General features: G+C 59.7%; 15 protein-coding genes, 1 tRNA gene and 5 pseudogenes. 10 read left to right on the top strand and 11 right to left on the bottom strand.

Going from position 1 to position 22,973, the window contains the following annotated elements:
• Nucleotides 1-537 precede the first annotated feature (537 nt).
• The 3 genes and pseudogenes from OKW40_RS24430 (at nt 538) to OKW40_RS24420 (ending at nt 3,316) form a co-directional block, all read left to right on the top strand.
• Nucleotides 538-1,764 (top strand): ISL3 family transposase, encoded by a 1,227-nt coding sequence (locus OKW40_RS24430; protein ID WP_429491916.1) that lies wholly within the window; start codon nt 538-540, stop codon nt 1,762-1,764.
• An 84-nt stretch (nt 1,765-1,848) separates the two neighbouring features.
• Nucleotides 1,849-2,828 (top strand): annotated as a pseudogene (locus tag OKW40_RS24425) (IS110 family transposase); the annotation flags it as partial.
• Between the two features lie 227 nt (nt 2,829-3,055).
• Nucleotides 3,056-3,316, top strand: a complete 261-nt coding sequence (locus OKW40_RS24420; protein ID WP_260321315.1) for a hypothetical protein — start codon at nt 3,056-3,058, stop codon at nt 3,314-3,316.
• 224 nt (nt 3,317-3,540) lie between these two features.
• On the opposite strand, the pseudogene OKW40_RS24415 reads toward OKW40_RS24420, so the two are convergent.
• The 3 genes and pseudogenes from OKW40_RS24415 to OKW40_RS24405 all read right to left on the bottom strand — a co-directional run.
• Nucleotides 3,541-3,768: pseudogene (locus OKW40_RS24415) on the bottom strand (transposase domain-containing protein); the annotation flags it as partial.
• Nucleotides 3,769-4,037: 269 nt separating this feature from the next.
• Nucleotides 4,038-4,703, bottom strand: a complete 666-nt coding sequence (locus OKW40_RS24410) for a GntR family transcriptional regulator (protein WP_184062864.1) — start codon at nt 4,701-4,703, stop codon at nt 4,038-4,040.
• Nucleotides 4,704-5,015: 312 nt separating this feature from the next.
• The gene (locus tag OKW40_RS24405) at nt 5,016-6,119 is read right to left on the bottom strand and encodes a porin (RefSeq protein WP_260321316.1); all 1,104 of its coding nucleotides are present in this window, start codon (nt 6,117-6,119) and stop codon (nt 5,016-5,018) included.
• A gap of 572 nt (nt 6,120-6,691) precedes the next feature.
• Here OKW40_RS24405 and OKW40_RS24400 point away from each other — a divergent pair.
• On the top strand, nt 6,692-6,865 hold the full coding sequence (locus OKW40_RS24400) for a hypothetical protein (RefSeq protein WP_184062866.1): 174 nt from the start codon (nt 6,692-6,694) through the stop codon (nt 6,863-6,865).
• A 631-nt stretch (nt 6,866-7,496) separates the two neighbouring features.
• Here the strand turns inward: OKW40_RS24400 and OKW40_RS24395 are convergent.
• Both OKW40_RS24395 and OKW40_RS24390 read right to left on the bottom strand, forming a co-directional pair.
• Nucleotides 7,497-8,840 carry an IS4 family transposase gene (locus tag OKW40_RS24395; protein ID WP_429491420.1) on the bottom strand — a complete coding sequence of 448 codons (1,344 nt, stop codon included), beginning with the start codon at nt 8,838-8,840 and terminating at the stop codon, nt 7,497-7,499.
• Nucleotides 8,841-9,478: 638 nt separating this feature from the next.
• Nucleotides 9,479-10,621: an ISNCY family transposase gene (locus tag OKW40_RS24390; protein ID WP_429335789.1), complete on the bottom strand. Its 1,143-nt coding sequence runs from the start codon at nt 10,619-10,621 to the stop codon at nt 9,479-9,481.
• Nucleotides 10,622-10,799: 178 nt separating this feature from the next.
• On the opposite strand from OKW40_RS24390, the gene OKW40_RS24385 reads away from it, so the two are divergent.
• From OKW40_RS24385 to OKW40_RS24365, 5 genes and pseudogenes are all read left to right on the top strand, one after another.
• Nucleotides 10,800-10,886 (top strand) — tRNA-Leu (locus tag OKW40_RS24385).
• A 164-nt stretch (nt 10,887-11,050) separates the two neighbouring features.
• Nucleotides 11,051-11,620: pseudogene (locus tag OKW40_RS24380) on the top strand (tyrosine-type recombinase/integrase); the annotation flags it as partial.
• Between the two features lie 334 nt (nt 11,621-11,954).
• Complete coding sequence (locus OKW40_RS24375) at nt 11,955-13,037, top strand: IS630 family transposase (RefSeq protein WP_429491914.1); 1,083 nt, start codon at nt 11,955-11,957, stop codon at nt 13,035-13,037.
• A gap of 13 nt (nt 13,038-13,050) precedes the next feature.
• Nucleotides 13,051-13,350: a hypothetical protein gene (locus OKW40_RS24370; RefSeq protein WP_121311162.1), complete on the top strand. Its 300-nt coding sequence runs from the start codon at nt 13,051-13,053 to the stop codon at nt 13,348-13,350.
• Between the two features lie 6 nt (nt 13,351-13,356).
• Complete coding sequence (locus OKW40_RS24365) at nt 13,357-13,812, top strand: tyrosine-type recombinase/integrase (protein WP_429491912.1); 456 nt, start codon at nt 13,357-13,359, stop codon at nt 13,810-13,812.
• A 479-nt stretch (nt 13,813-14,291) separates the two neighbouring features.
• Here OKW40_RS24365 and OKW40_RS24360 read toward each other — a convergent pair whose 3' ends face one another.
• The 5 genes and pseudogenes from OKW40_RS24360 to OKW40_RS24340 form a co-directional block, all read right to left on the bottom strand.
• Nucleotides 14,292-14,501 (bottom strand): hypothetical protein, encoded by a 210-nt coding sequence (locus OKW40_RS24360; protein WP_102630917.1) that lies wholly within the window; start codon nt 14,499-14,501, stop codon nt 14,292-14,294.
• A gap of 282 nt (nt 14,502-14,783) precedes the next feature.
• Nucleotides 14,784-15,505: pseudogene (locus tag OKW40_RS24355) on the bottom strand (EAL domain-containing protein).
• A 1,387-nt stretch (nt 15,506-16,892) separates the two neighbouring features.
• A complete protein-coding gene (locus OKW40_RS24350; RefSeq protein ID WP_429492055.1) occupies nt 16,893-17,183 on the bottom strand; it encodes an FAD-dependent oxidoreductase in 291 nt (96 codons plus the stop codon).
• Complete coding sequence (locus OKW40_RS24345; RefSeq protein WP_429491910.1) at nt 17,119-18,192, bottom strand: NAD(P)/FAD-dependent oxidoreductase; 1,074 nt, start codon at nt 18,190-18,192, stop codon at nt 17,119-17,121. Before OKW40_RS24345 ends, OKW40_RS24350 begins: the two co-directional genes overlap by 65 nt.
• A 1,641-nt stretch (nt 18,193-19,833) precedes the next feature.
• Nucleotides 19,834-20,225, bottom strand: a pseudogene (locus OKW40_RS24340) (transposase); the annotation flags it as partial.
• Nucleotides 20,226-20,236: 11 nt separating this feature from the next.
• Between OKW40_RS24340 and OKW40_RS24335 the strand changes: the two are divergent.
• Entirely contained in the window at nt 20,237-21,166 is a 930-nt protein-coding gene (locus tag OKW40_RS24335) for a tyrosine-type recombinase/integrase (RefSeq protein ID WP_429491908.1), read from the top strand.
• 250 nt (nt 21,167-21,416) lie between these two features.
• On the opposite strand, the gene OKW40_RS24330 is transcribed toward OKW40_RS24335, so the two are convergent.
• Nucleotides 21,417-22,778, bottom strand: coding sequence for an ammonium transporter (locus OKW40_RS24330; RefSeq protein WP_429492053.1), 1,362 nt, complete (start codon nt 22,776-22,778; stop codon nt 21,417-21,419).
• Nucleotides 22,779-22,973 lie beyond the last annotated feature (195 nt).

Here is a 22,973-nt window from a genome sequence, read left to right as displayed (position 1 = left end):
AGCGCTACTCCAGCGCTTGGTGTGACGCAAACTGCGCTATCGGCTGACTGTAAAACCTACCAAATATTATTTAATTCAGTATTCACCATATTATGCGACATGACCACGAGACACAAGGGTTGCGATTGGCGGGTATACCCGAGATGGTTCGAGAACGTGCTTCAACTCATACGGCGTCTGAACGACCGAGGCCGCATGTTCAACGTCACGTTCTGGGTGAGGGTTTCCCCGCCCCGCTTTTCACGTCCGAGCGCGCTTAGAGACCGCGCTTCGAGGGAAGCAATCAGATTTGCTTTTCCCGCCACCAGTCGCAGTCATGATCCGGGGGTGTTGTCACCGGGTCTGGTGGGTGGCTGGTGATCGCTAATAGGGGCTCGGTCAGGATATCTGCCTCTTTTGAATTTCGAGTGGGTGGTCTGGCGAGTCAAGGGCGGGCGTGAGCCCGGCGCAGCGAACCCTTGACGCGTGTGAAACAGATAAGCTGGAGCGTGGCTGGTTGCGGCAGAATGCGGCAACCAGCCACGCAAGACGAAGCAAATGACCAATCAACTGTTTGAAGCCGCCTTGGGAATCAAGGCGCCGTGGTACGTGCAAGCTGTCGACTTTGACACGGCCAAACGGCAGCTCACAATTACCGTGGATTTTGTTGCAGGCAGCCGCTTTGCCTATCCTGGCGTAGCCGACGAGCACCCGGTGCATGACACGCAAATCAAACGACTGCGCCACCTGAATTTCTTCCAGCACGAATGCTATCTGGAGGTCCGGGTGCCGCGTGTGCGCTTGCCCGATGGCTCGGTGCGGCTGGTGGAACCGGATTGGGTCGGCCAGCTCAGCGGCTTCACCTTGCTGTTCGAGGCGCTGGTGCTGATGCTCGCTCAGCAGATGCCGTTTGCCGCCGTGGCGCGCATCGTCAACCTGTCGTGGCACCGGGTTCACGCCATCTGCTCGCGCTATGTGGAACTGGCGCTCGCGTCGGCGGACCTGTCGGACGTGACGACGGTGGCGATTGACGAAACCTCGTACCGGCGCGGCCATGAGTATCTGACACTGGTCGCCGATATGCAGGCGCGGCGGGTCGTGTTCGTCACGACCGGCAAGGATGCCGGCACGATTGAACGCTTCGCGGCCTATCTGGGCCAACACGGTGGCAAGCCCGAACAGGTCGACTCGGTCAGCATCGACATGTCGCCGGCTTTCATCAAGGGTGTCAATGAACATCTGCCCGATGCCCGAATCACGTTCGACAAATTTCACGTCGTCGCACATGCATCAAAAGCCCTCGATACGGTGCGCCGACAACAACAGAAAGTCGACCCGGAACTTAAAGGCATGCGCTGGACGCTGCTCAAAGACCCGGACAAGCTCAACCTGGCCCAATTGACCGACCTCGAAGCCCTCGTCAGGCAGTACGCGACGAAGCGAACGGCGCGGGCATGGCTGTATCGCGAGCAATTGCGTGAGATTCTCGAGCGCCGGCAAATCAACGTCGTCTCCGAGATGTTGCAGCAGTGGTGCACCAATGTCATGCGCTCCAAGGTCGAATCAATGAAGGAGGTGGCGCGAATGATTCGCCGGCACTTCGACGGCATCGTCGCCTGGACCCAGACCCGCCAGACCAACGGCTTCATCGAGGCCATCAACGGCCTGTTTCAGGCCGCCAAACGCAAAGCCCGTGGATATACTCGCTTCGAGACCATGCGTACGGTCCTCTTTCTTATTGCTGGCAAACTCGACTTCTCCGCGTTCAACTCGCATGCCTGCTGAAGGCCGTTACCCACTCCATTTTCAAAAGAGCCGGATATCTTGAGGCCGTCCGTAACGTGGATACCGAGACCTGCAACGCCTTCGATGCAAGAAAACTAACAACATGACTCCAGTCGACGTATTCGTCGGCGTCGATGTCGGCAATGGCCGCCATCACGCCGTCGCTCTCGATCGGACCGGAAAGCACCTGTACAACAAAGTGCTGCCCAACGATGAGGCCAAACTGCGTGCCCTGATCACCGAGCTCAAGACGTATGACCAACTTCTGTTCGTCGTCGACCAGCCCCGCCACGATTGGCGCGTTGCGAGTGGCAGTCGCCCGTGATGAAGGCGTCCTGGTCGCCTATCTGCCGGGTCTGGCCATGCGCCGCATCGCCGATCTGCATGCAGGCGAAGCCAAGACCGACGCCCGCGATGCCGCCATCATTGCAGAAGCCGCGCGCTCGATGCCGCATACGCTGCGCTCGCGTCGAGTGGCTGATGAGCAACTTGCCGAACTCACCATGCTATGCGGCGTCGATGGCGATCTCGCCGCGCAGATCACATAGACCAGCAATCGCATTCGCGGCCTGCTTACCCAGATCCATCCCGCACTGGAACGGGTTCTGGGGCCGCGCCTCGACCATCCGGCCCTGCTCGATCTGCTTGCGCGGTACCCGTCGCCCGCCGAGCTTGCCGCGACCAGCGAGAAAACACTCGCCAACCGCCTCACCAAACTTGCACCTCGCATGGGCAAAAGCCTTGCTGCCGAAATCGTTCAGGCGCTCACCGAACAGGCTGTGGTCGTACCTGGTACGCAGGCAGCAACCATCGTCATGCCGCGTCTGGCCCAGCAGCTCGCGTCTTTGCGCAAACAACGCGACGAGGTTGCCAGCGAAGTTGAACGCCTGGTGCACGCGCACCCTGTTTGGCCGGTCCTGACCAGCATGCCGGGAGTGGGCGTCAGGACCGCCGCCAGACTCCTCGCGGAAGTCGCCCACAAAGCCTTCGCTTCAGCTGCGCATCTCGCCGCCTACGCCGGCCTCGCCCCGGTCACCCGACGCTCAGGCTCGTCTACCATCGGCGGATTTCTGGACGAGAGCATCGCGGGCTATCGGGATGCGAATGGCTCTCGCCTGATCCAGATGCAGGACTCTGCGATCTTTCCGACGAAGTTCTTCTTTCGCGGCACGAGGACCTCGGCGGTGGGCTCAGCGCCAATTTCAGCCTGGACTCCCTGATCAGCCTGAGCACCGGCAACCTTGACCCGCAGTCGCGCGGGGCGCTATTCGAAAACTCCGCTTCGGTCGGGATGCGCCAGACAGGGCTGGGCTTTTTCCGGTTGGGGCGACAGAATGATTTTGCCTTCGACTACTTTCTGATCGGCGGCATTGATCCCGCAACGGGAGCAGCACGAGGCATGCTGAACTTTCGCACCGGAAGCTACGGCGCCGACCTGCTCTGTGTCGCGGGTCCCGCGCAGATCGGCGCGGTGGCCGCAGTCGGCCCGTACCCGCCCATCATCAACAACGGCGTGCCCACGGGCCTGGGGCGATCAACTGGGACCGTGTGAGCGGCAAGCGCATGTCCAATGCGGTCAAGCTGACTTCGCCCCGGCATGGAATCTTGGTGCAGCCCACACCGATTCGGAACGACAATGCCTTTTTGAAGAATGTCGCAATCAACCAAGCGGCGGTCCAGCTCACCCACGCGCTATCCAAAAACCACTGCAGTCCACCTGGCCGGTGTGTTTCAGCGTACGAACGTAATCGGCAATTCACCGACGTCCTTGCGATGTCAGGCGATCTGATGCAAGGGCGAGCGCAGCGGATTGCCGGCGAAGAGCGATTTCCACATCCGCGGCGTGAGTTCATGCACGCGCGATGCCGGATGCTGGCCCACGCGCTGCAGCGCGTCGACCAGATAATCGTAGGGATCGATGTCGTGTAGCTTGCACGTCACGAGGAGGCTTTGCGCGATACCGATCTGCCTGGCACCGAGTTCGGTCCAGCAGAACATCCCGTTTCCGATTGCTCTTCTCTAGCTGATGCCGTCATCGTCTGCTCCTGATCGAATTGAACGAAGAGCATTGTGCGATCGCCTCTACGCGAGATATATAACGCCCATGGCTTACCGCTTACCTACGAACGGCGCTTACCCTGCCGAAATTGGCACCGCGGCGGCGGGCAAGATCCAGTCGGTCCCCGCTGCCGGAATGCAGTTGCGGTTCTAGAAGCAGCGAAACGGGCGCGCCGCGGACCAGCCTGATCCCGGCGGCCCCTTAATGAAAATTCCTAAACGCCGCGCGCAGCCAAAACCGCCATCAAGCCTTGGAGCACGATGGCGCGGCCCTTGTCGTAGGTGCTCAGGAGCAGTTTGCGATCTTTCGCCGACAATGCCTTGAGAAGCTGTTCCTCGATTCGCGCGTCGAGGTGCGTACCTTGGCGCGTGATGTCCGCCGCCAACGAGCGATACCGATCGGTCAGGCGCATCAGCCGCAAAGCTTCACGCTTTAGGATCTTGTTTTCTGACAGATCGAAGATCGCGTCGTGAAACGCCCGGTGGCGCTCAATCCAGGCGTCGCGCGAGCCGCTTGCCAGTAACTGGTTGAGCTCGGCCACCATCGCCTTGAGGCTCTTCAACTGGGGCGGGTTGGGCCAGACAATGGTGGCGAGCAACTCGGATTCAAGCAGATGGCGCATCCGATAGAGTTGACGTGCCTCGTCACTGGACAAGGGTGCCACGAAAAACCCGCGATTCGGGTCGTGTTCGATGATGCCCTCAGCTGCCAGAAGCTTGAGCGCTTCGCGCACTGGCACGCGACTGATGCCAAAACGTTCGGCCAGATCGGACTGGCGAAGTTGCAAGCCCGGCGCGAGTGTTCCGCGATTAATCAGTTTGCGCATCTCCGACGCGATCTGGGACGGGAAGTCGACCCCATCAAGTTCTGTAATTGTCACGATGACCGCCCAAGAGTTGTATTCAATCCGAAATTATATCCTGATTGTCGACGGCGCAAGGCGTCCGAGCCCTTCCTGATTGGGCCGCCCGGGGGCGCTACATTTATTTATTACCGGCCGAGGACCGTGGTGCCACGAGGCGGGAGTACATCAAGCCTCGCTCGTCAACGAAGCTTGATCGCCCACTGCGCATGACCGCAAACGATGCACCAATGCAGTTGCGCATCGCATTGATGTCGAGGTCGCCCGGGCTCTCGAGGGCACGGCTATAGCCGAATGCCCGATGACGATTTCCGCATTTCCCAACAAGGTTCAGAACCGCATCTGCATGCCGATGCCGATAGCGGACACATGTTCATCGTACGCGGTGGGCGCGGGCAAGCCGCCGGGTGGGAAGATTGTCTGCTTCGCGACTCCGCGATTCCAGAGCTTCTTATAGAAGCCATAGAGCGAAGTGGTCTTCGATAGATAATAGGTATAGCTGACTGCGAATGAGCGCACGCTCCAGTTTTGCGAGAGGACCTGGTTCTCGTCGCTCAGCCCGCCGTACGCAAAGCCGAACATACCCACGGCCCCTGTCGGCACCGTGAAGCCCGCTTGCCATGCCTTGTCGGTAAATCCAGGATTGTTTCGCCGCAACTGATACGTGCCGTAGAGGGAAAGCCAGTCGAACCGGTATTTGACGCCAAACGCATGTTCCAGTGTATTGGCGTCGCCACCTGGCGCCACGGTGAGACTGCGGCCCAGTCCGTAGCTGGCGACCAGACCGCCATTCGTATACCACAGCGTGCCGATCTGATACTTCGTATTCGTGGCGGCGCCCTGGTTTGAGCCAAACGAGTAGCCCAGGGTCGCGCTGAGGCCATGCCAAGTGGGCGAGCTGTATTGCAGCGCATTGTCCTGGCGGGCGGGATCCTGCAGCGGGTTGAAGATCCACGGTCGCGGTTCCTCGCCGGTCATTGACCCCAGGACCGATCCTGCAGACATCAAGATCGGGTCGAACGTCGTGCCCCATACGTAGCCTGCCGTCTGCAAGCGCCCCCCGATGAGCGTTCCCCACTGGCTGTCGATGCCGACATACGCCTGGCGGCCAAACTCCCGACCGCCCTGCCCGAGCGTTCCATTGTTAATGTTGAAGCCGCTTTCAAGAACTGCAATTGCAGTCACGCCGCCGCCAAGATCCTCCTTGGCGCGAATGCCCCATCGTGATCCGCCCAGTCCGCCCGAATTGAGGCTGCTCACGCTTGTGGCGGAGTTCTTGAAGTAACCGTAAAACACGTCAGCAACGCCGTAAAGCGTGACGCTCGACTGAGCGTGCGCTACGCATGGCAGCAAGACACCCAGCATGCATCCAGCAATTCTTTTGTGCACTTCCGTCTCCTGTCTTTTGATCTCTGGGTTGCAGGTACCTTTCATTCCTTGCGAAATCCTTCTGGTGTCGATTTCAGTCTGTCGCCGCAACTCCGTGCCGATACTTGCTTTCAATCGCCATCGCACGGCGGCATTGACGGCGATCAGCTATGCACTCGTCTATGCGGGTTTCGGCGTCGAGGCCGTGCGTGGCGCGCCGCCGCGAGCAATGGCGCTGCGATGGTGCGTCCACCTCGTTCTTCGACACGACGCTTGGCGTGACAAGCCGCTTCTTGGCTTGCTGACCGGACATGCGGGAATTGGGCCAGGATTCTTGGCGGGCGCGGCGTCGGTCACTTGCTCAACGGCGGGCGCCTTGGCGTTGAATTCCATGCGACGAGAAATGCCGCCCGCATCCTCTGCGCAACCGTTGGCCGGGATCCCGCAGTACGACGAAGACTAAAGACAAGCCACTCCGTGAGGTTGAGGGACGACAACCCCACCACCACTAGGCTTAACACCACTCGTGGACCACGCCATCAAGACGCATGCCCGCATCGATGTCATGCTCAACTATCCGAAACTCACGCCTCGCTCGCTCGACGCTTGACCGCTTGCACGTAGGGGAGTGCGATCGCATGGTCGACGTCAACATTAAGGGCGAGTTGTACGGCATCGTCGCTGCGTTGGAGTTGACGATGGTGGCTAATAAAGCACACGTCATCAACGTCTTGTCGGCGACCGGACATAAGTTCGGTCCATGCATTGGACCGACATACAAGAAGGTCCGCCAGAATCCGGCTATGACTTGATGTCGTTGTGTGGATCGCGCAAAAACAAAATGCGGTTAGGCCCAGACTCTGCGGGGTTTGCCGCCGTTTCTGGCGGAGAGGGAGTGATCGAACAGCGCTGCGCTTTGCGGAGTGATAAACCTATAGGAGCCTAATCGATGTTTCGATCTGAGCAGCGATCCACCACCTTGCAGTGTCCTTTTCGACGCATAAGCTGCAATCGCATCCGCTCATAGAGATCCCCTCAGGCTGTTATCGATAGGCCGTACTAGTATCCAACGCGCATTCCTGGGTTTTCCTAAGCAAATGAACTGCTGCTCCGCCGCCCTACAGTTGGACCGCTGGCAGCCCCCAAGCCGTCAGAAATGGGGCTGCGTTACCAGTAAACAGGTTGTCGCGAGCACAGTTCGCGCATTGATATACGAGTCTCAATCTCGTGAGCAGCGAACGCGGCCGGCCCCTCGACGCGACCCAAAATTCCGCTTTGTTCCCGCGAGAGCCGTCCGTCCTGTGGGGGCAAACGTGGGGGCAAAATCGGCCCCAAACGAAAAAGGCTCTCAGAGCCGAAGCCATGAGAGCCTTATATCTATTGGTCGGGGCGAGAGGATTTGAACCTCCGACCACCTGCACCCATAGCGTTATACAGAAGTCATTAGCCGAGCCCTTCGCGGAGCGCGCGTAGCGTGTCAGCGGCAGCGAGTACCTGATCGAGCCCTCGCCAGATGGTCTTGGCGCCCGGCTCACCGTCACTCTTTCGGCCGAGGAAGCCACCGATTTGCGCAATCAGCCGCACGACCTCATTCACAGTGGGCGGCGTCGCCGGCATCTTCTTTTTTGCCAGCAGATGGGCGCCACGAATTTCGTCCGGATCGAAGAACAAGGCGGCATCCAGATCCGGGCAGGTTCGGCCTTTGCGCATCAAATACGTCACGCGCCAAGCCACCACCAGGAACAAGGCCAGCGCGCGCTCAATCCGGTCGACAGCGGCCAATTGCAGGGTCTCGACTTCGCAGCCATTCTTGAGGACATGGAAATAGATTTCGATTTCCCATCTCGCCCGGTACCAATTGATCAGTTCGACCGCTTCTTCCTGGGTTGCGACGGCTCGGTTGGTCAGCAAACGCCACTCAATCGGCTTGATGCCAGCCGGCGCCCCGACTTCGCGTGCGATTACGCAGTGAACCTTGATCTTGCCGCGCTCGCCGTCCGCGATCTCGACTTCGCGAGCCCACAGTTGCTGGCGCACGGTGCGACTCTTCTGAGTCTCGCGGGCGCCGGTCACGAAGGTGATTTCACCCAAGGGCTCAGCGCTGGTTGTACTCGCCCACAGCCTGGCGCCGTCGCCGCCGGGCAAACAGCGGTCATGTTTGGCGCGCACCAGCCAGTCCGCCGGCGTGCCCAGCTCGCTGGCCCGGCGCATCATTTGCACCATGTCGGCCTCGCGGTCGGCCACGTACACCAGTCGCGTGTGCGGCATGTCCGGCGCCATTTCCGCCACGCGCTCGTAGCCTTCGACCCAGCGTGTGCTTTCTTTCGGACCAGGACGAACGCCATCGGCATCAAGCTCCTCACGCGCCCACATCCACGCGTCGAGCACGCCCAGCGGTTCGCGTTCGGTCGTCACCGCATAGGTGGGGTGCAAGTACAGCCCGCGCCTTGCTTCGTAGTTCAACGGCCCCAGCCCGTCGATGTCCTGGCCGTTGAAATCAAGCTCGGTCGTGTCCTGGATGCACAGCACCACCGACTGGCTGCGCATGCGTTCCTGCGTGCTCGCCCAATGCGGCTCCAGTATGGCTTCCCAGGCCACATCCGTATTGCGCAAAAAACGGTACGCTGCGCACGTCTCGCTCCAGCTATCGCACGCCTGCGGGATACTGGCCGTCGGATTGGCCGCAAGTCGTTCCATCAATTTCTTTGCCCTCCTGTCCAGGCGGGCGTCGCCAAGGTCCAGCCCCGCAAATTCCTGCTCGATCCACTGCTGTGCAGCCTTCGTCACGCGCCCGCCCAAATTGCAAGAGTAGACGCGATTCGGCCAAAGTTTACAAGCCCAGCCTCCAAGTCATTGAATGTAAACGGCTTGCTGGCGCGGGCGGCGCGGACAACGAAATGTGTATAACGCTATGACCTGCACCCCATGAAAGGAACAAATCTCCCCGAGCTGAAGAGTCTGTTCGCCGTCGCGGCGTGCGGAGCCATCCGGCACGGAATAGCGTCCTGTGGGATCCAACATTTTTGCGTATACAGGTGCGTATATACGCCATAAATCAACAATTTTTTTAATTTAAAATCAAGCACTTGAACTTCACATTCGAGTCCTCTCCTGGCACCAGATTCAAAAGTAGAGCCGCCTTTTGGCGGCTCTCTTTTTTTGTAAGGCCTGGTAGTCGAAATCGTTGTTTGTGTTTCGATTGCCGGATCAGCAGGACGGTGGTTCAGTAGCGATTGCATTACTTCGCTGCGCGTTCAACCGAGCGGACGAGAAAAGCAAGTTTGTTTGAAGCAGGAATGTTGGGAGCAAATAGAACTGTCCGGTTTTATAGCAAATGATTTGTCCGCTTTCCTGCGTGGGCGGCAAAGCGGCGCAGGGCATAGCCCGAAGCCGGTTTGCCGCCCACGCGGCCGTCTGGCGAACCCTCAGGCGGCCTGCTGAACCGGGTCAACCTGCAGTGTGCCCGCGGCATCATAACGTCCCAGACAGCGCGGACCGTAAAACACGGCAAGCGAGCCGTCCACGTAGCGATGCACACGCACCCGCCGCTTGACGTAATGGGGCCTCGAACCACCGGCCGGGATCTGCAGTGGCAGCCCCTCGAAGCTCACACAGTTGTCGTTGTTCACGGTGCGCTCGTGGTGCTCGCACAGGATGTCGGCCAGGCCATTGCCGATGTACGGCACGAAGGCGCTGCCTGACTCGGCTGCAGATACCGCGAACTCGGCGTTGTGGCGGGGAAGATAGACCTGTTCCAGATACACATTGGCCTGCTGCATGCTGGTGATGCCGGCTTTGGCGAGCTCGCGTGGCAGCCGCTCCTGGTGCGTGCCGAAGGCCCGCTCCGAACGCCCGCGCGCCTCGGGTGAGTACGCCGCGATGTGCTCGATGCCCAGCTGCGCCAGCGCCCGGCCGAACTGCGTCGGGTTGTTTCGGTCGACCTTGCCGCCAGCTTCAGGCGTATGGAAATAGTGGCTGCCGCGATCGGTGTACAGCGCACAGAACAGGCCGTGCTGCGCGATTGTCTGGCCCACGCCGTGGAAACTCGACGCCGTGCCTTCCTCGTCGCAGAAGAACATCGACAGGTGTTCGCCCGTCGCATCGTCCATTGTCACCACCAGATCCCAGTCGTGCCCGCTAACCCACTCGTGACGGCTCGCATCCTGATGTATCAGCATGCCCGCCAGCGGCGCTCGCTCGCGCTTCTTGCGGTGCTTGCCACGCGCCTTGGCCCGCTTGACTTCACCGGCCTGCTGCAACTGGTTCTTGACCCACGTGTAGCTGCGCTGGCCGCCATGCTCACGCCGGTACCAGCCATGGAAATGTCGAACGTTCCAGCCGGGGTAATCGCGCCGGTAGAGCTCCACGAGCTTGACTACCTCATCGACGGGCGCCCGACGATGCGATATCTGGTCAAGCCGTTTGTCGATCAGCCCCTGCAGTCCGTCCGCCTCGTAGCGATCAATCTGTCGCCGCAGCGTGCGCTCGCAAACCCCCAGCAGGCGCGCCGCTTCCGCCTGCGTAAGTCGCCGATCCTGCCAGTCCGTGTACACCTCTTCGAATCTCATCTTCCGGGTTTCCTGTAACCAGCGTGCCCGGCTTACGGGTGGTTCCATACCGCACCCAAAAACCGGACACATTACGTGCTACAGAACCGGACAATTGATTTGCTCCTAACAGTTTGTTTGAAGCAGGAATTGACAAACTTAATCATCTTGCTAAAATAGCCGTCTAGCTTGAAGACGTGCCCAGGTGGCGGAATTGGTAGACGCACTAGGTTCAGGTCCTAGCGGTGGCAACACCGTGGAGGTTCGAGTCCTCTCCTGGGCACCACAAGGCTGTTTAGCGTAGTACAAAGAAGTCCAGAAGACCCCGTAAATCATTGAATTTGCGGGGTTTTTTGTTTATTGCCGTCCAAGCCGGGATACGGCAAGCCACGTGCAGATGAGTACGTTTTTGAGTACATTGAAAGTTCGAGATCGCTCAATGTACTCACCATGCCGCTCACAGTCCGCGAAGTCGAAGCAGCCCGTCCCCAGCCAAAGCCTTACGGTGTGGCCGATGGCGACGGTCTCGTCCTTTGGGTCACGCCCGAGGGCAACAAATTCTGGCACTTCCGTTACCGCCTGCACGGCAAGCAACCGCGCATCTCGTTGGGACGCTACCCCGACGTCACGCTTCAGAAAGCGAGGCAACAAGCAGCGGCCTACCGGACACTCGTCGCCGACGGTGCCGATCCTCGCGCAAAACGACGGATAGACCGGCAGCGGGCGGATACCAGCGACGACGGCACGTTCAGGGCAGCCGCTGAACTCTGGTACAAGAGCAAACAGGATGCGGGTCGGTCGGCGTCAACGCTCGACAAGATTCGGACGTACCTCGACAAGGACATCCTGCCGGAGCTCGGTTCGATCAAGCTGGCAAACATCACGCGTGCTGACTGCGCCCGCGTCCAGGAACGCTTCGAAAAGCGCGACGCACTCAACGTCTCGAAAAAGGCCCGCGGGTGGTTACGCGAAATCTTCAGTCAGGCCATCGCACGCGGCAAGTGCGAATTCAACCCGGCGTCGGAACTCAAGGTCATTGCGAAGGCCGCCCCAAAGGCTAAGCCTTATCCTCACCTGCTCGAACCGGAGCTGCCCGACTTCCTGCGGGCGCTTGAAAAATCAAAGAGCCGCCTCATCGCATACGTCGCGGTCTGGATGACAATCTGGACGGCAAGCCGGCCGGGTATGGTCCGCTATGCCGAATGGACCGAGATCGATCTCGACGGCGCCCTGTGGACGATCTCCGCTGAAAAAATGAAAATGCGGCGCAGCCACGTCACTCCGCTTCCATCGCAACTAGTACAACATCCCGTAAATAGCTTGATTAAATGTTTGTCTTGGCTATCATTTCGGGATGAGCCAAGGTCGTCATGCAACGCCAGTGAAGCTGGCGAAAAAAGAACGAGAAGAACTACTGTCGCTGATCGAGCGAAAGACCGCGACTCAGCGAGATGTGATGCGGGCACGCATCGCGCTGTGGGCACACGAAGGACACCCGAACACGGTGATTGCTCGAGAGCTACGCGTATCGGTGCAGACGGTTTGTACGTGGCGCAAACGCATCGCACAGCACGGTGCGCGGGGCCTGCGCGAGGGTGAGCGCAGCGGCCGTCGTCCACGCATCACGCAAGAAACGCGACTGCAGTTGATTGCGTTGGCATGTGAAGCACACGAACCCGAGGGACGGGTTACGCCAACGCTGGACGAGATAGTGGCGCGCGCGATCGAGCGCGGCATTGTCGAACAGATCAGCCGCAGTCATGTGCAGCGCATTCTGCAGGCCGGGGACGTTCGACCGCACCGGGTCAAGCAATGGCTACACAGTCCGGATCCCGCCTTTCGTGAGAAAGTCAATGTGATTTGCAAGTTGTACCGAAAGGCTCCTCGAAACGCGGTGGTACTCAGCATCGACGAGAAGACTGGCATTCAAGCCATCGAGCGCAAGCATCCGGGGCGTGCGCCGGCGCCGGGGCGGCTGCGTCGCAGGGAGTTTGAATATATCCGCCATGGCACCCAGGCGCTGATTGCTGCGCTGGATGTGCATACCGGGCAGGTGCTGGCAGATTGCCGCGAGCGCCGCACCCAGGACGACCTGGTCGCCTTCATGGAGCGCGTGGCGGCTGCGTACCCGGGCAGGCAGGTGCATGTGATCTGGGACAACCTCAATACGCATCGTTCTCAGGCTGTCTGGCAAGCGTTCAACTCGCGGCACGATGAGCGGTTTCACTTCCACTTCACGCCGTTGCACGCGAGTTGGGTCAATCAGATCGAACTATGGTTTGCCCGCTACACGCGTCGGGTATTGCGCCATGCCAGCCATACCAGTACCGCGCACCTGCGCGAGCGCACCGAGCAGTTTATGCACGAGCATAATCAGGCAGCACGCCCCTTCAAATGGACTTTCCGGGGCTATCCGCTGCAAACCGGCGCATCGTAATCGAGAGACTGACATGCCAGCCATACCCACCAAACATTATGCGGCCGAACTTCAGCGTCAACTACGCACCATGCTCGGCCACGAGCAAATCGTCACTCAATCCTACGGGCGGCACCTGCTGATCAAACGTCTCGATGACGAGGAGCCGACTGTTGTGGCGCGCCTCACCGAGCTCGCCCGCAATCGTTATAGTGCCGCCTTTCGCAGCCACACCGGCCGATGGGAACCGCTGCCGGGCACAGGTTCGCTCGACCAGATGACCGAGCTCGTCGTTACGCTCCTGCAGCCTTACTTGCAATCTGATAATTATTGAAGTTATTTGCGGGATGTTGTACTAGTCAAGGCACTGCGCGAGCTCATGGAGCTGACGGGCCGTCACCGGTACGTCTTCCCCAGCATCGGCACGAAGCACGAAGTCATCAGCGAGAACACCATCAACCTCGTGTTTTCGAAGATTGGCTACAAGGGCCGTATGGTCGGTCACGGCACACGCCATACCGCGAGCACCCTTCTTCGCGAGCACGGCTGGATAAAGGATCACGTCGAAACGCAACTAGCTCATCTAGAGGAAGGCATTGCCGGCGACTACAACCACGCCAAGTATCTGGTGCAACGTCGCGCGATGATCCAGTGGTACGCTGACTACCTTGATGTGCTGAAGACCGGCATGCAACCTGCCCAGCAGCAGTCATTTGCCCAACGGGTCAACCAGAAACCCGTGCAATCGCCATCTACATCTTCGCAATCGCTCGACAACGACGAAATCGCAGCCTGATGAAGCCGCGGTTCGTTGCTTCAACGTTATCCACTCGATCCGATGACAACGACGGGAGCTTTTACAGAATGCAAGAGCTGCCGGTTGTCGGCGATCCGTGCGCCCAGTAATGTGGGACAGTGCGTAGCGGGCAGGCGTCAACGCATAGCACACTTCAACCTTGACACGCCGGGCGACTTCGATCATGTTCAACGTCGTGCCCTCCTCCCGAACCACGCATAGGTATCAACAAAAAAACATTCTGTCTGGAATGCGGCGGCGCCGCCCCACAGCCGCCCGAGGGCTTCGCGTCGATGGTTTCCTTCGTTCAGGTGCCAAAGCGCCGCCTTCGGTACACCAACAGACGCGCACCTTCGCTGAAAGTTGTTGCCCGATTCCAGTGGTTAATACACGCGTGTAACGGGCTGGGCATTCCGCGGATCGTTGTCTGCCTTCCGCAGGACCATCCTTGCCCAGCGGGGACGCGATGACGACACCGTTCAGTGATTCCTTCCGAAGCATGCCACTGCGGCTTCAGCCGGCGCCAGGCCGGCGTGGAAGTAGCCCTGGAGACGTTTGATGATCGTCGCGTCAGGGTGATACGGCGGGCGCACGAAATTCGCTGCAACGGCTTCGTCGTACCAGGCGCACGTCCATACTTCCAGCTCGCGGGCGTACTCGGGCGTTAGCGGCTTCGATTTCTCAAACATTTCTGTACTCCACTCAATCCCGGACTTGCCCGGCTTTGATGGCCGGGTCGATCCTCTATCGCGCTGCACTTGCGGGAAACACTCCATCACGGAGGTTCGGACTCAGGCGGGAAGACGCATCAAGCGCGGTCATTGTCGCGGAAGAAGAAAATTGCAGGCGGGCCTGCAGGTCCGCGTGTCAGGGATGGGCTGTGTGACGACCGGCACGCCACTTCCAGGTTTGTACTGATAGATGTCGCTCATGACTTCTCCTTTCTCCCGCAGGACCTTCCATCTCGCGCATCAGTCCCGTTCGGGCTCAGACGCGGATCGTGTCAAACCGGCGGCGAAGATGGGCTCGAAGAGATATCCCTGAACCCAATGCGCGCCACAGGCCCGGGAGACGTGCAGGTCTTCCTCGTCCTCGACACGTTCGACCACCACCTGCGAAGCGCATGTTCGCGCCAGACGGATCAGCGCACCCAGATGTACTCGTGCGCACCCGTTCGAGCGGGCCTGATGCAGATATCCACCATCGACTTTTGCAATGTCCACACCCAGTTCCATAAGACTCCGCACGGAACTGTAGCCTGCACCGATGTCATCGAGAGCGACGCGACATCCGAGCGTTGCAGCGCCCGGACGAAGTCCGCGACTGCGTCGATGTCGGTCAGCGGCGCGCTTTCCGTCAACTCGATGACGAGCCGTGCCGCGACCTGAGGCTCCCCGGCAAGGGTTTCGATGACCGTCGACCGCCAGCCGCCGAGCGTCGCACTCTGGATCGACACGTTACAGCCTAACGACATGCCCGGATACGCGCGCAGAGTATCGATCACGGTCGTCACGACCCATCTGTCGAGGCGGCTCACCAGTCCGAGCCGTTCGAGAGCGGGAATCCATTTGCCTACACTGACCGGTACGCCATCTCCGGTCCTGCACAACAACGCCTCCCAATAGCTGACGCTCTCCGTACCGGTCGCGCTGCAGACCTTCTCGTAGCGGAAGCACCACTCGTCGCGTTCCATCGCGCCTAGCAGTTCCCCGGCAATTTCCATGTCGCGCGCGTATCGGGTCCGCCCCTTTCTGGTGCCCATGCGCATCTCCGCGGATGCTTCTTTTTCGGGGTCGAACGGTGTGCCGTCGCAGGTCGGGATCGATGCACCGATGGCTGCGCGGATCAGGCCCATCGACGTGAACACCGGCGCGTCGCCCAGCGCCGCGACGACCGCATCGACGATGCTATGGTCGCTGCAAACTGCGTGAGCGTTCGCCAGGTCTTCAGGAACAGCACGGTCAATCAGAACGACAATCTGCTCTCCGCTGCGCGTCATGATGCCCGATTCCCGCGTACAGAAATCGCGAGCGCGCCTACATACAACATGCCTGACGGTCAGCGCGGTTGCGGTGCCGTAAGCGCTTTCAATGTGCGCGAGGTTACGGATTGACGCCACGATGCACAGTGGGTTCCCGCGTGCAGTGCTCTCGGACACCAGACTTTCGTTCGCTGCCTCGCATGTGCCCTGCACATTTTCCTCCTCCGCTATCGAAAGCGATCTGACCTCCGTTGGCCGGCGGACGAGCCGAAGGCGATTGCTCATCGCGGCACCGTAGGCCGCGATGCGTGACGGAAGGCAAGCTCGTGCACGCAGGCTGTTCTACCGCTCAGTGCTCCTCGAATCACTTCGAGACGTGCACGGCCAGAAGGTTCTTTAGCACTGCGCCGCAGCACAAAGGTGCACACATCCGGGTTATCAAGCGCGCTGCCGCTTGATCGGCGGCAAAGATAGTTGAATTAGTGACCACAAGACATCATCGGGTATCGGTTTAACCATTGCATCCTTCCAAGGAGGCAACGATAAGGGAAGCGGAGCATAGTCCGGGCAACAGCTCCGTCGGCCTATTGATTTACGCTTTCGTGTTCAACACAATGCCCCGCAACCTGCATGGCGGGTCTTTCTGGCTGTGGCGGGAAGATGCACCATGACCCGTCACGGTGGCGAAAAAAGAACATTGCCCTTGAGCCCGCCCCATTGTCTGCGACGACACAAACGTAGCGCCCGTGTCCGGATCGTCCGACGTGACTGACTCTAAACCCTCGTTTGGGATCGGGTGCCAGCCAATCCTGAACCATATTTCTCAACGACCTTCCTACGCTTCCCATGACTTTCTCCATCCTGTTTCAACCTCAGTGCGGCGATCGTACGGATCTCGCAGATGTGACGCTCTCTTTCCAGCTGTGCCTTGCCAGCTGTCAATCATGGATTGCGGCGCTCCCGCATTCGGCATGTTGAATCCCGCCGGCGCCCCGCAAATCGATTCAACGCTTTGATGCGATCACCGCGTATCCGCTGCGCGAGTTCCGCCGTTTCGTCACTCGCCGTGACATTGTCGGCAAACATGCTCTTCTGCCGTTTATGCCGCTCGCAAAACTGCCTCGCTGTTAGTACTTCTGCTGAACCTTTGGGAGCTGAGTTCGCTTTCATAGCTCGATGAGCCATTCGTCACCAGATCCGCAAGGATGCCCGACGAGACGGCAGCCAGCGTGAGGCCCAGATGCCCGTGCCCGGTGGACACAAAGATGGAACGATGGCCTGGAACGCGCTCGATGACCGGCAAGGAGTCCGGTGTACTGGGGCGCTCACCGCTGCGGTACCTCGAATCCTGGTCGAGCTCTGAGACCCGGCAGGGATTTGCGCACGCGATCCAGCGCGGATAACAGCAGGTCGGGCCGCGCTCGGAAACCTGGCAGCCCGAAGTGACTGAGGCCGGAAATCCTGGCTCCGCGTTCACTCGGCGTCAGAATCACGCCAAGGCCTGATAGCGAAACAGGCCTACTGATAAATCCGGGCTCGACGTCCAACTCGATGTGGTACCCGGTTTCGGCAACTAGCGGAATGCGATGATCGCAATCTGCCAGAAGCCGGTTCGAGTGTGCGCCGGTCGCGAGAACAACGGTTCCGGGTGAGTAGTCTCCCCGGGCACACTTCACGGCGACCTTTCCGCATCCTGCGCTATTAAGGCCCTGTACCCTGTCGAAGCACAGGAGCCCGCCGCGTTGGACAAATACGTCCGCAAGACTGGCAACAAACGCAGCGGTATCTGTCACGTGAGCCGCCCCTGCCAGGAAGGTAGCTCCGGCCGCACTTGGCCCAAGCGCGAGACGGCAAATCGCAGGCTCTAACGCGGCCAGTTCTCCGCCAGACACTATCCTGACAGCCGCGCCGAGCGACGTGCGAATCGAGTTCAGACATGTTGCCCGATCGACTTCGCAAGAGGAGAGATGAACCGCCAGGTGACCGCATCTGCTGAGGGGCGGCAGGTCCGAGCCAAGCAGCAGTTCGAGAGAACGAAGTGAGTCCCGACAGAGTTCATGAAGTAGGTCCGTGCCATGCCAGACGATGTCCGACCGCGTTGCTCTCGCGTATTGAACACACCACGAAAGCAGGCCTGGAGCTGATCGCCAATCGAGGGCGGCAGACGAACTAGCCTTGAAGAAAGCGGCGGGAAGCTCCGGAATGCGATAGTACGTGCTGGACGGGAATGCGTCTGGGTAGATCACGCCCGCACTGACAAAGCTGCAGCCCTGCGCGACAGACTGCTGGTCCAGCAGCATGACCTTCAACCCACGCTGTTGAAGTTCCAATGCCGCGGTGATTCCTATTACTCCCGCTCCAACGACGATTGCATCCAACTTGAGACTCCATGCCGTCACAAAAAACCGCGGTAACGAAATGTCCGGCTTCCTCGAGACAATTCCGCTTAGCCGATGTCGAGGGCCGGTGATGGTTAAACAAATCGGCGGTCGGCGGGCCGAAAGCCAGAACCCGCATCTAGCATCGCGCTTGCGTGCCACGCTTGCACCGTCGGCTCAATATCTGCGATACATGCTAATCCCGCACATTCTTGTCCCGCAGCGCAAGTTCACGACTTCGGAATATTGCTACTACAACGCGAGCCCACTGGATGCGGCGCCGTCCGCCCGTAGATTTCCCGAGGTGACTTGGGCGGTTAGTGCCACAAATCGAGCTTTGCACATTTCCGTTGCAACAGCCACTGTGAGCAATAGATGGCCGATAATCGCGAATAGCCAGACCGCCCCTCGGATTAACGCAAAAAAAATGCGTTTTCTCAGACGTTCATCTTCCCGAACGCGCCACATCCTGTTCAGGATGAGTGACCGCTGAATCGTCTGAACTGCTCGCCGCCCAAGTGTTCACAGAAAGCGTCCACTCACGATCGTTGCGACGACGCAGAGCTCCCCGACCGATCCGGCAGGCTCCGCTGGCGCGTCGATTCGCGTGGGCATCGACCGCTGGCACGAACGTGGACGATCTTCCCTCTTTCTCTGACCGTCGAAATTCGCGTTGCACGCGTCACACTTACTGTCACAGGCCTCCCGCCCGGCAAGCCGAATCGGTGCGGATGTGGGCAGTTCGTGAGCAGGATTTTCGGACGGCTCCATATTCACCTCGATATGCTAAACATCCACACGTACTTTTCGCTGCACGCCGCGTAGCCGCGCGTGGCGCGGAACACGCATTCACCGGTTCCCGGCCGGCACGTGTTCGATGATCGCAGCGAACCGGCCACGCAACCACGATCAGGACGTGGAAAAACTGACCGCGATCAACGATCGCTCACCCACAGCACACGAAGAAAGTCCCTGGCGCATCGTCGGTGGCACCGACCGAGCTCTGAATGTTCAGCCTGACGCTTGTTTTCACCCTCAGTCCCGGGCATACGAAATCTCGGCGATGCGTATGGCAGGTCTCTCTGGATCGGGTGGAAAGACGCACCATTTTCCGTTTCGGTGTCGAAAAAAGAACATCGCCCTTGACCCGCCTCCGTTGTCTGCGACGACGCAAACGTAACGTCCCGTGCTGGATCGTCCGTAATGGCTGACTCGAAATCCTCTCTTCGGGTCGGGCGCCAACCCTCCACCATATTTCTCAACGACATTCCCACAATCGTCATAACTTCCTCATCCTTTGTGAAGGTCATGGCCTGATCAATGAAGGCTTCATTTCCGTTCGGTTAGGCTAACGTCGGCATATTCGAATACCTATGTATGTAGCCGACCCGCTCTCGTCGGGATACGTCGGCAAGATTGCCGAACGGCATTGCGATTGGTTACGCGCTTTAGGCGCCTTCAGTACCTCTGTATAGCCACCGGCTCACAGCACCCGATCCGCGGCGAAGATCTGCGCACCGGGGCCAAACACGAATCTGATTCACGCGAATAACGCTCGTCGGATAGGAGTAGAGCCGGTGATAAATATCCCTCAAAGCGCATGACGTGCAATCCGCACTGCACTCAGGCACAGAATTAAGGGTCGCGCTCGCGCGAGCCGCCCACCCAGCTGCGCGCGGCGAACGGGTATCGAACGCCTTGCGGGTAAGCGGGCCGGTACTTCATGGGCTTGAACAGCGACTCGGAACAGGGGTTGTCGTTGCTCACGCCCGGGCGACTCAACGACGGCATGACACCCAGCGCCTGGAGTGTGGCAAGCATCGCCGCGCCTTTCATCGGGCCGCCGTTATCCGAATGCAGAATCACCCGGTCAGGCTGTATCGCTTCACGCGGGCAGAGGTCCCTGAGAACCTCGCTGGTCAGCGCGCTGCTTTCCTCCGCATAGATCTGTCAACCCACGATCTTGCGAATACATCCAGAAACAGGCACAGATAAAAGTAATGCCCACGGATCGTCGTCGGCAAATACGTGATATCGCAGGAATACAACTGGTCAATATATTGCCATGCACAGCCCGGGGTGGAAAAACCCCAAGCACGCCGACCAGTGGACCAATACCCTCGACACTTACGCGATGCCCGTCATCGGCAAGCTCGATGTCGGGCTTGTCGATACCCAGCATATCGTGCAGATCCTGGAACCGATCTGGGTCAGCAAGAACGAAACTGCGTCCCGCGTACGCGGCCGCCTGGAGCGCGTGCTGGCGTGGGCCAGAACCCGCGGCCTGCGCACCGGCGACAACCCGGCGACCTGGCGTAATCATCTTGATACCCTGTTGCCCCGTCCCGCCTCGGTACAACGGCAGAAACATCACGCAGCCCTTCCCTTCAAGGACATCCACGCGTTTGTCACCGGGCTGCATGCGCAGCCCGGCGTGACGGCGCGAGCGCTCGAATTCACGATTCTTACTGCGACGCGCACCGGCGAGGTCATCGCAGCCACCTGGGAAGAGATCAATCTGCGGGAGGCGGTATGGATCATTCCGAAGACACGGATGAAGGCGAAGCGCGAACACCGGGTCCCGCTGTCCAGCCGCGCGATCGAACTTCTGACGCAGATGAAGAAAGCACGCAGGAGCGATTTCGTTTTCCCGGGATGGAAGGCGGGAACCGGCCTGTCGAACATGGCCATGCTTCAGTTGCTGCGCAAGGCAGGCTATCCGGAACTGACGGTTCACGGATTCCGCTCCACGTTCCGCGACTGGTGTGCCGAAATGACTGCCTACCCTCGCGAGCTCGCCGAAGCAGCGCTTGCGCATACGCTGAGCAACAAGGCAGAAGCCGCCTACTTCCGCAGCGACATGTTTGAGAAGCGGCGCGAAATGATGCAGGCCTGGTGCCATTACATCAGCATGGCGCCAGCCGGAACACGGCGACCTCGCACCGCCGGACCCGACCGAGCCGCGGAGCCCTCGCGGGAGGTTGTTTCCGGCTAACGTGGAGCATGCATGCGACCATGCCTGGTTGTCCAAGGTGCGGTCGACATTTTGGGGCCACAGGACGGGAATTTTCGTTGCAGCTGCTGGCGAGATGGTCTCTCACTCTACGCTTGATTGCCGACGTCTATCGCTCGAATCAACATTCGTGACATGCAGCATAAGAGCCGGCACCTTTCATGTCCCTTGTCACCGGCCACGTAGTGCCAATTTTTGCACCCCAAAGCCAGCTCCTTCACGCTGCCGAATGTCAGGAATGGTAGGCTGATTCCCCATGCGAACTGACATCGAGCCCTTCCCGCTCACCCTCCTGTTCGATACGCAGTCCGACCGTCATGTCGACCAGCTTGAACGCGACGATCGATACCACCGCCGACCAGACCAGGGAGATACCCACGCCCCAACACTGCGCGATCAACTGGGCGAACATATCGTAGTCGCCGACCTTGTTAGCGACATAATCGTAGACACCGGTGCCACCGAGTCTCGGCGACGCAAACACGCCCGTCAGCAGTGCGCCAACCACTCCCCCGAGACAGTGCACACCAAACACGTCGAGCGAGTCGTCGACACCAAGCAGACGCTTTAGCCCGTTCACGCCCCAGTAGCAGACGGCCCCGGCTATCAAGCCCATCACGATCGCCCCCATGGGCCCGACGTAGCCGCATGCGGGCGTGATCACGACGAGTCCGGCAATCGCGCCGGACACCGCGCCGAGCATCGACGGCTTCTTCTTCAGCACCCATTCCACCAGCGTCCACGATACGGTGGCCGCGCATGTGGCGAGCAGGGTCGTGATGAACGCCAGCGTGGCCGCGCCACTGGCTTCGAGGTTCGAGCCGACGTTAAAACCGAACCAGCCGACCCACAGCAGCGATCCGCCCACCATTGTCATCGTGAGGTTATGCGGTGCCATCGTTTCGCGACCGAAACCGGTACGCTTGCCGATCATGACCGCGCCGACCAGCGCCGCGATGCCCGCGTTAATGTGCACCACCGTGCCGCCCGCAAAATCGATCGCACCCTTCTGGAACAGGAAGCCCGCGGTCGCGGTCGCCTTTTCGCCCGCGGCAGCGCTTGTGTAGGCATCGGGACCAGGCCAGTACCAGACCATATGTGCAATCGGAAGATATGAGAACGTGAACCACAGCACCATGAAAAGCAGCACCGCGGAGAATTTGGCGCGCTCAGCGATGCCGCCGATGATCAACGCCGGGGTAATCGCCGCGAACGTCAACTGGAATGACACATAGATGAATTCCGGAATCACGACACCCTTGCTGAACGTCGACGCCGTCGAGTCCGGCGTAATGCCGGCAAGAAACGCCTTGCTCAAACCGCCGAAGAAGGCATTGCCCTCGGTGAAGGCGATGCTGTAGCCATACACGGCCCACAATACGCCAAGCAGGCAGAACACCACGAGTGTCTGCATCAGCACGGACAACATGTTCTTGGCACGCACCATGCCGCCGTAAAACAACCCGAGGCCCGGCGCGGCCATCATCACGACGAGCAGAGTGGCGACGATCATCCAGGCGGTATCGCCCTTGTTCGGCACTGGTGCGGCTGCGGCGTTCTGCGAGTACACCGGCACAGCGAACGCCAGCATCATGAGTAACGCAAAAACCCTGTTCAGTCTTTTCATTGCGCGATCCTGTAGAAAACGTCGAAGCGTGCTCGTGCGCGATGGACCATGCGCAAGCAGGCGGTGACCGTGATGAGTGTGGGGTAAAACAGAATCCAATGGCGACTGCTACGCTGGTCTAAACCAGCGGCGATACCCGACCGCCTCGGCGCGGTCCTGCGT

The sequence above is a fragment of the Paraburkholderia sp. RAU6.4a genome (assembly GCF_050435625.1).
Lineage (GTDB): Bacteria > Pseudomonadota > Gammaproteobacteria > Burkholderiales > Burkholderiaceae > Paraburkholderia > Paraburkholderia tuberum.
This window is presented reverse-complemented; position numbering and strand designations above follow the sequence as displayed.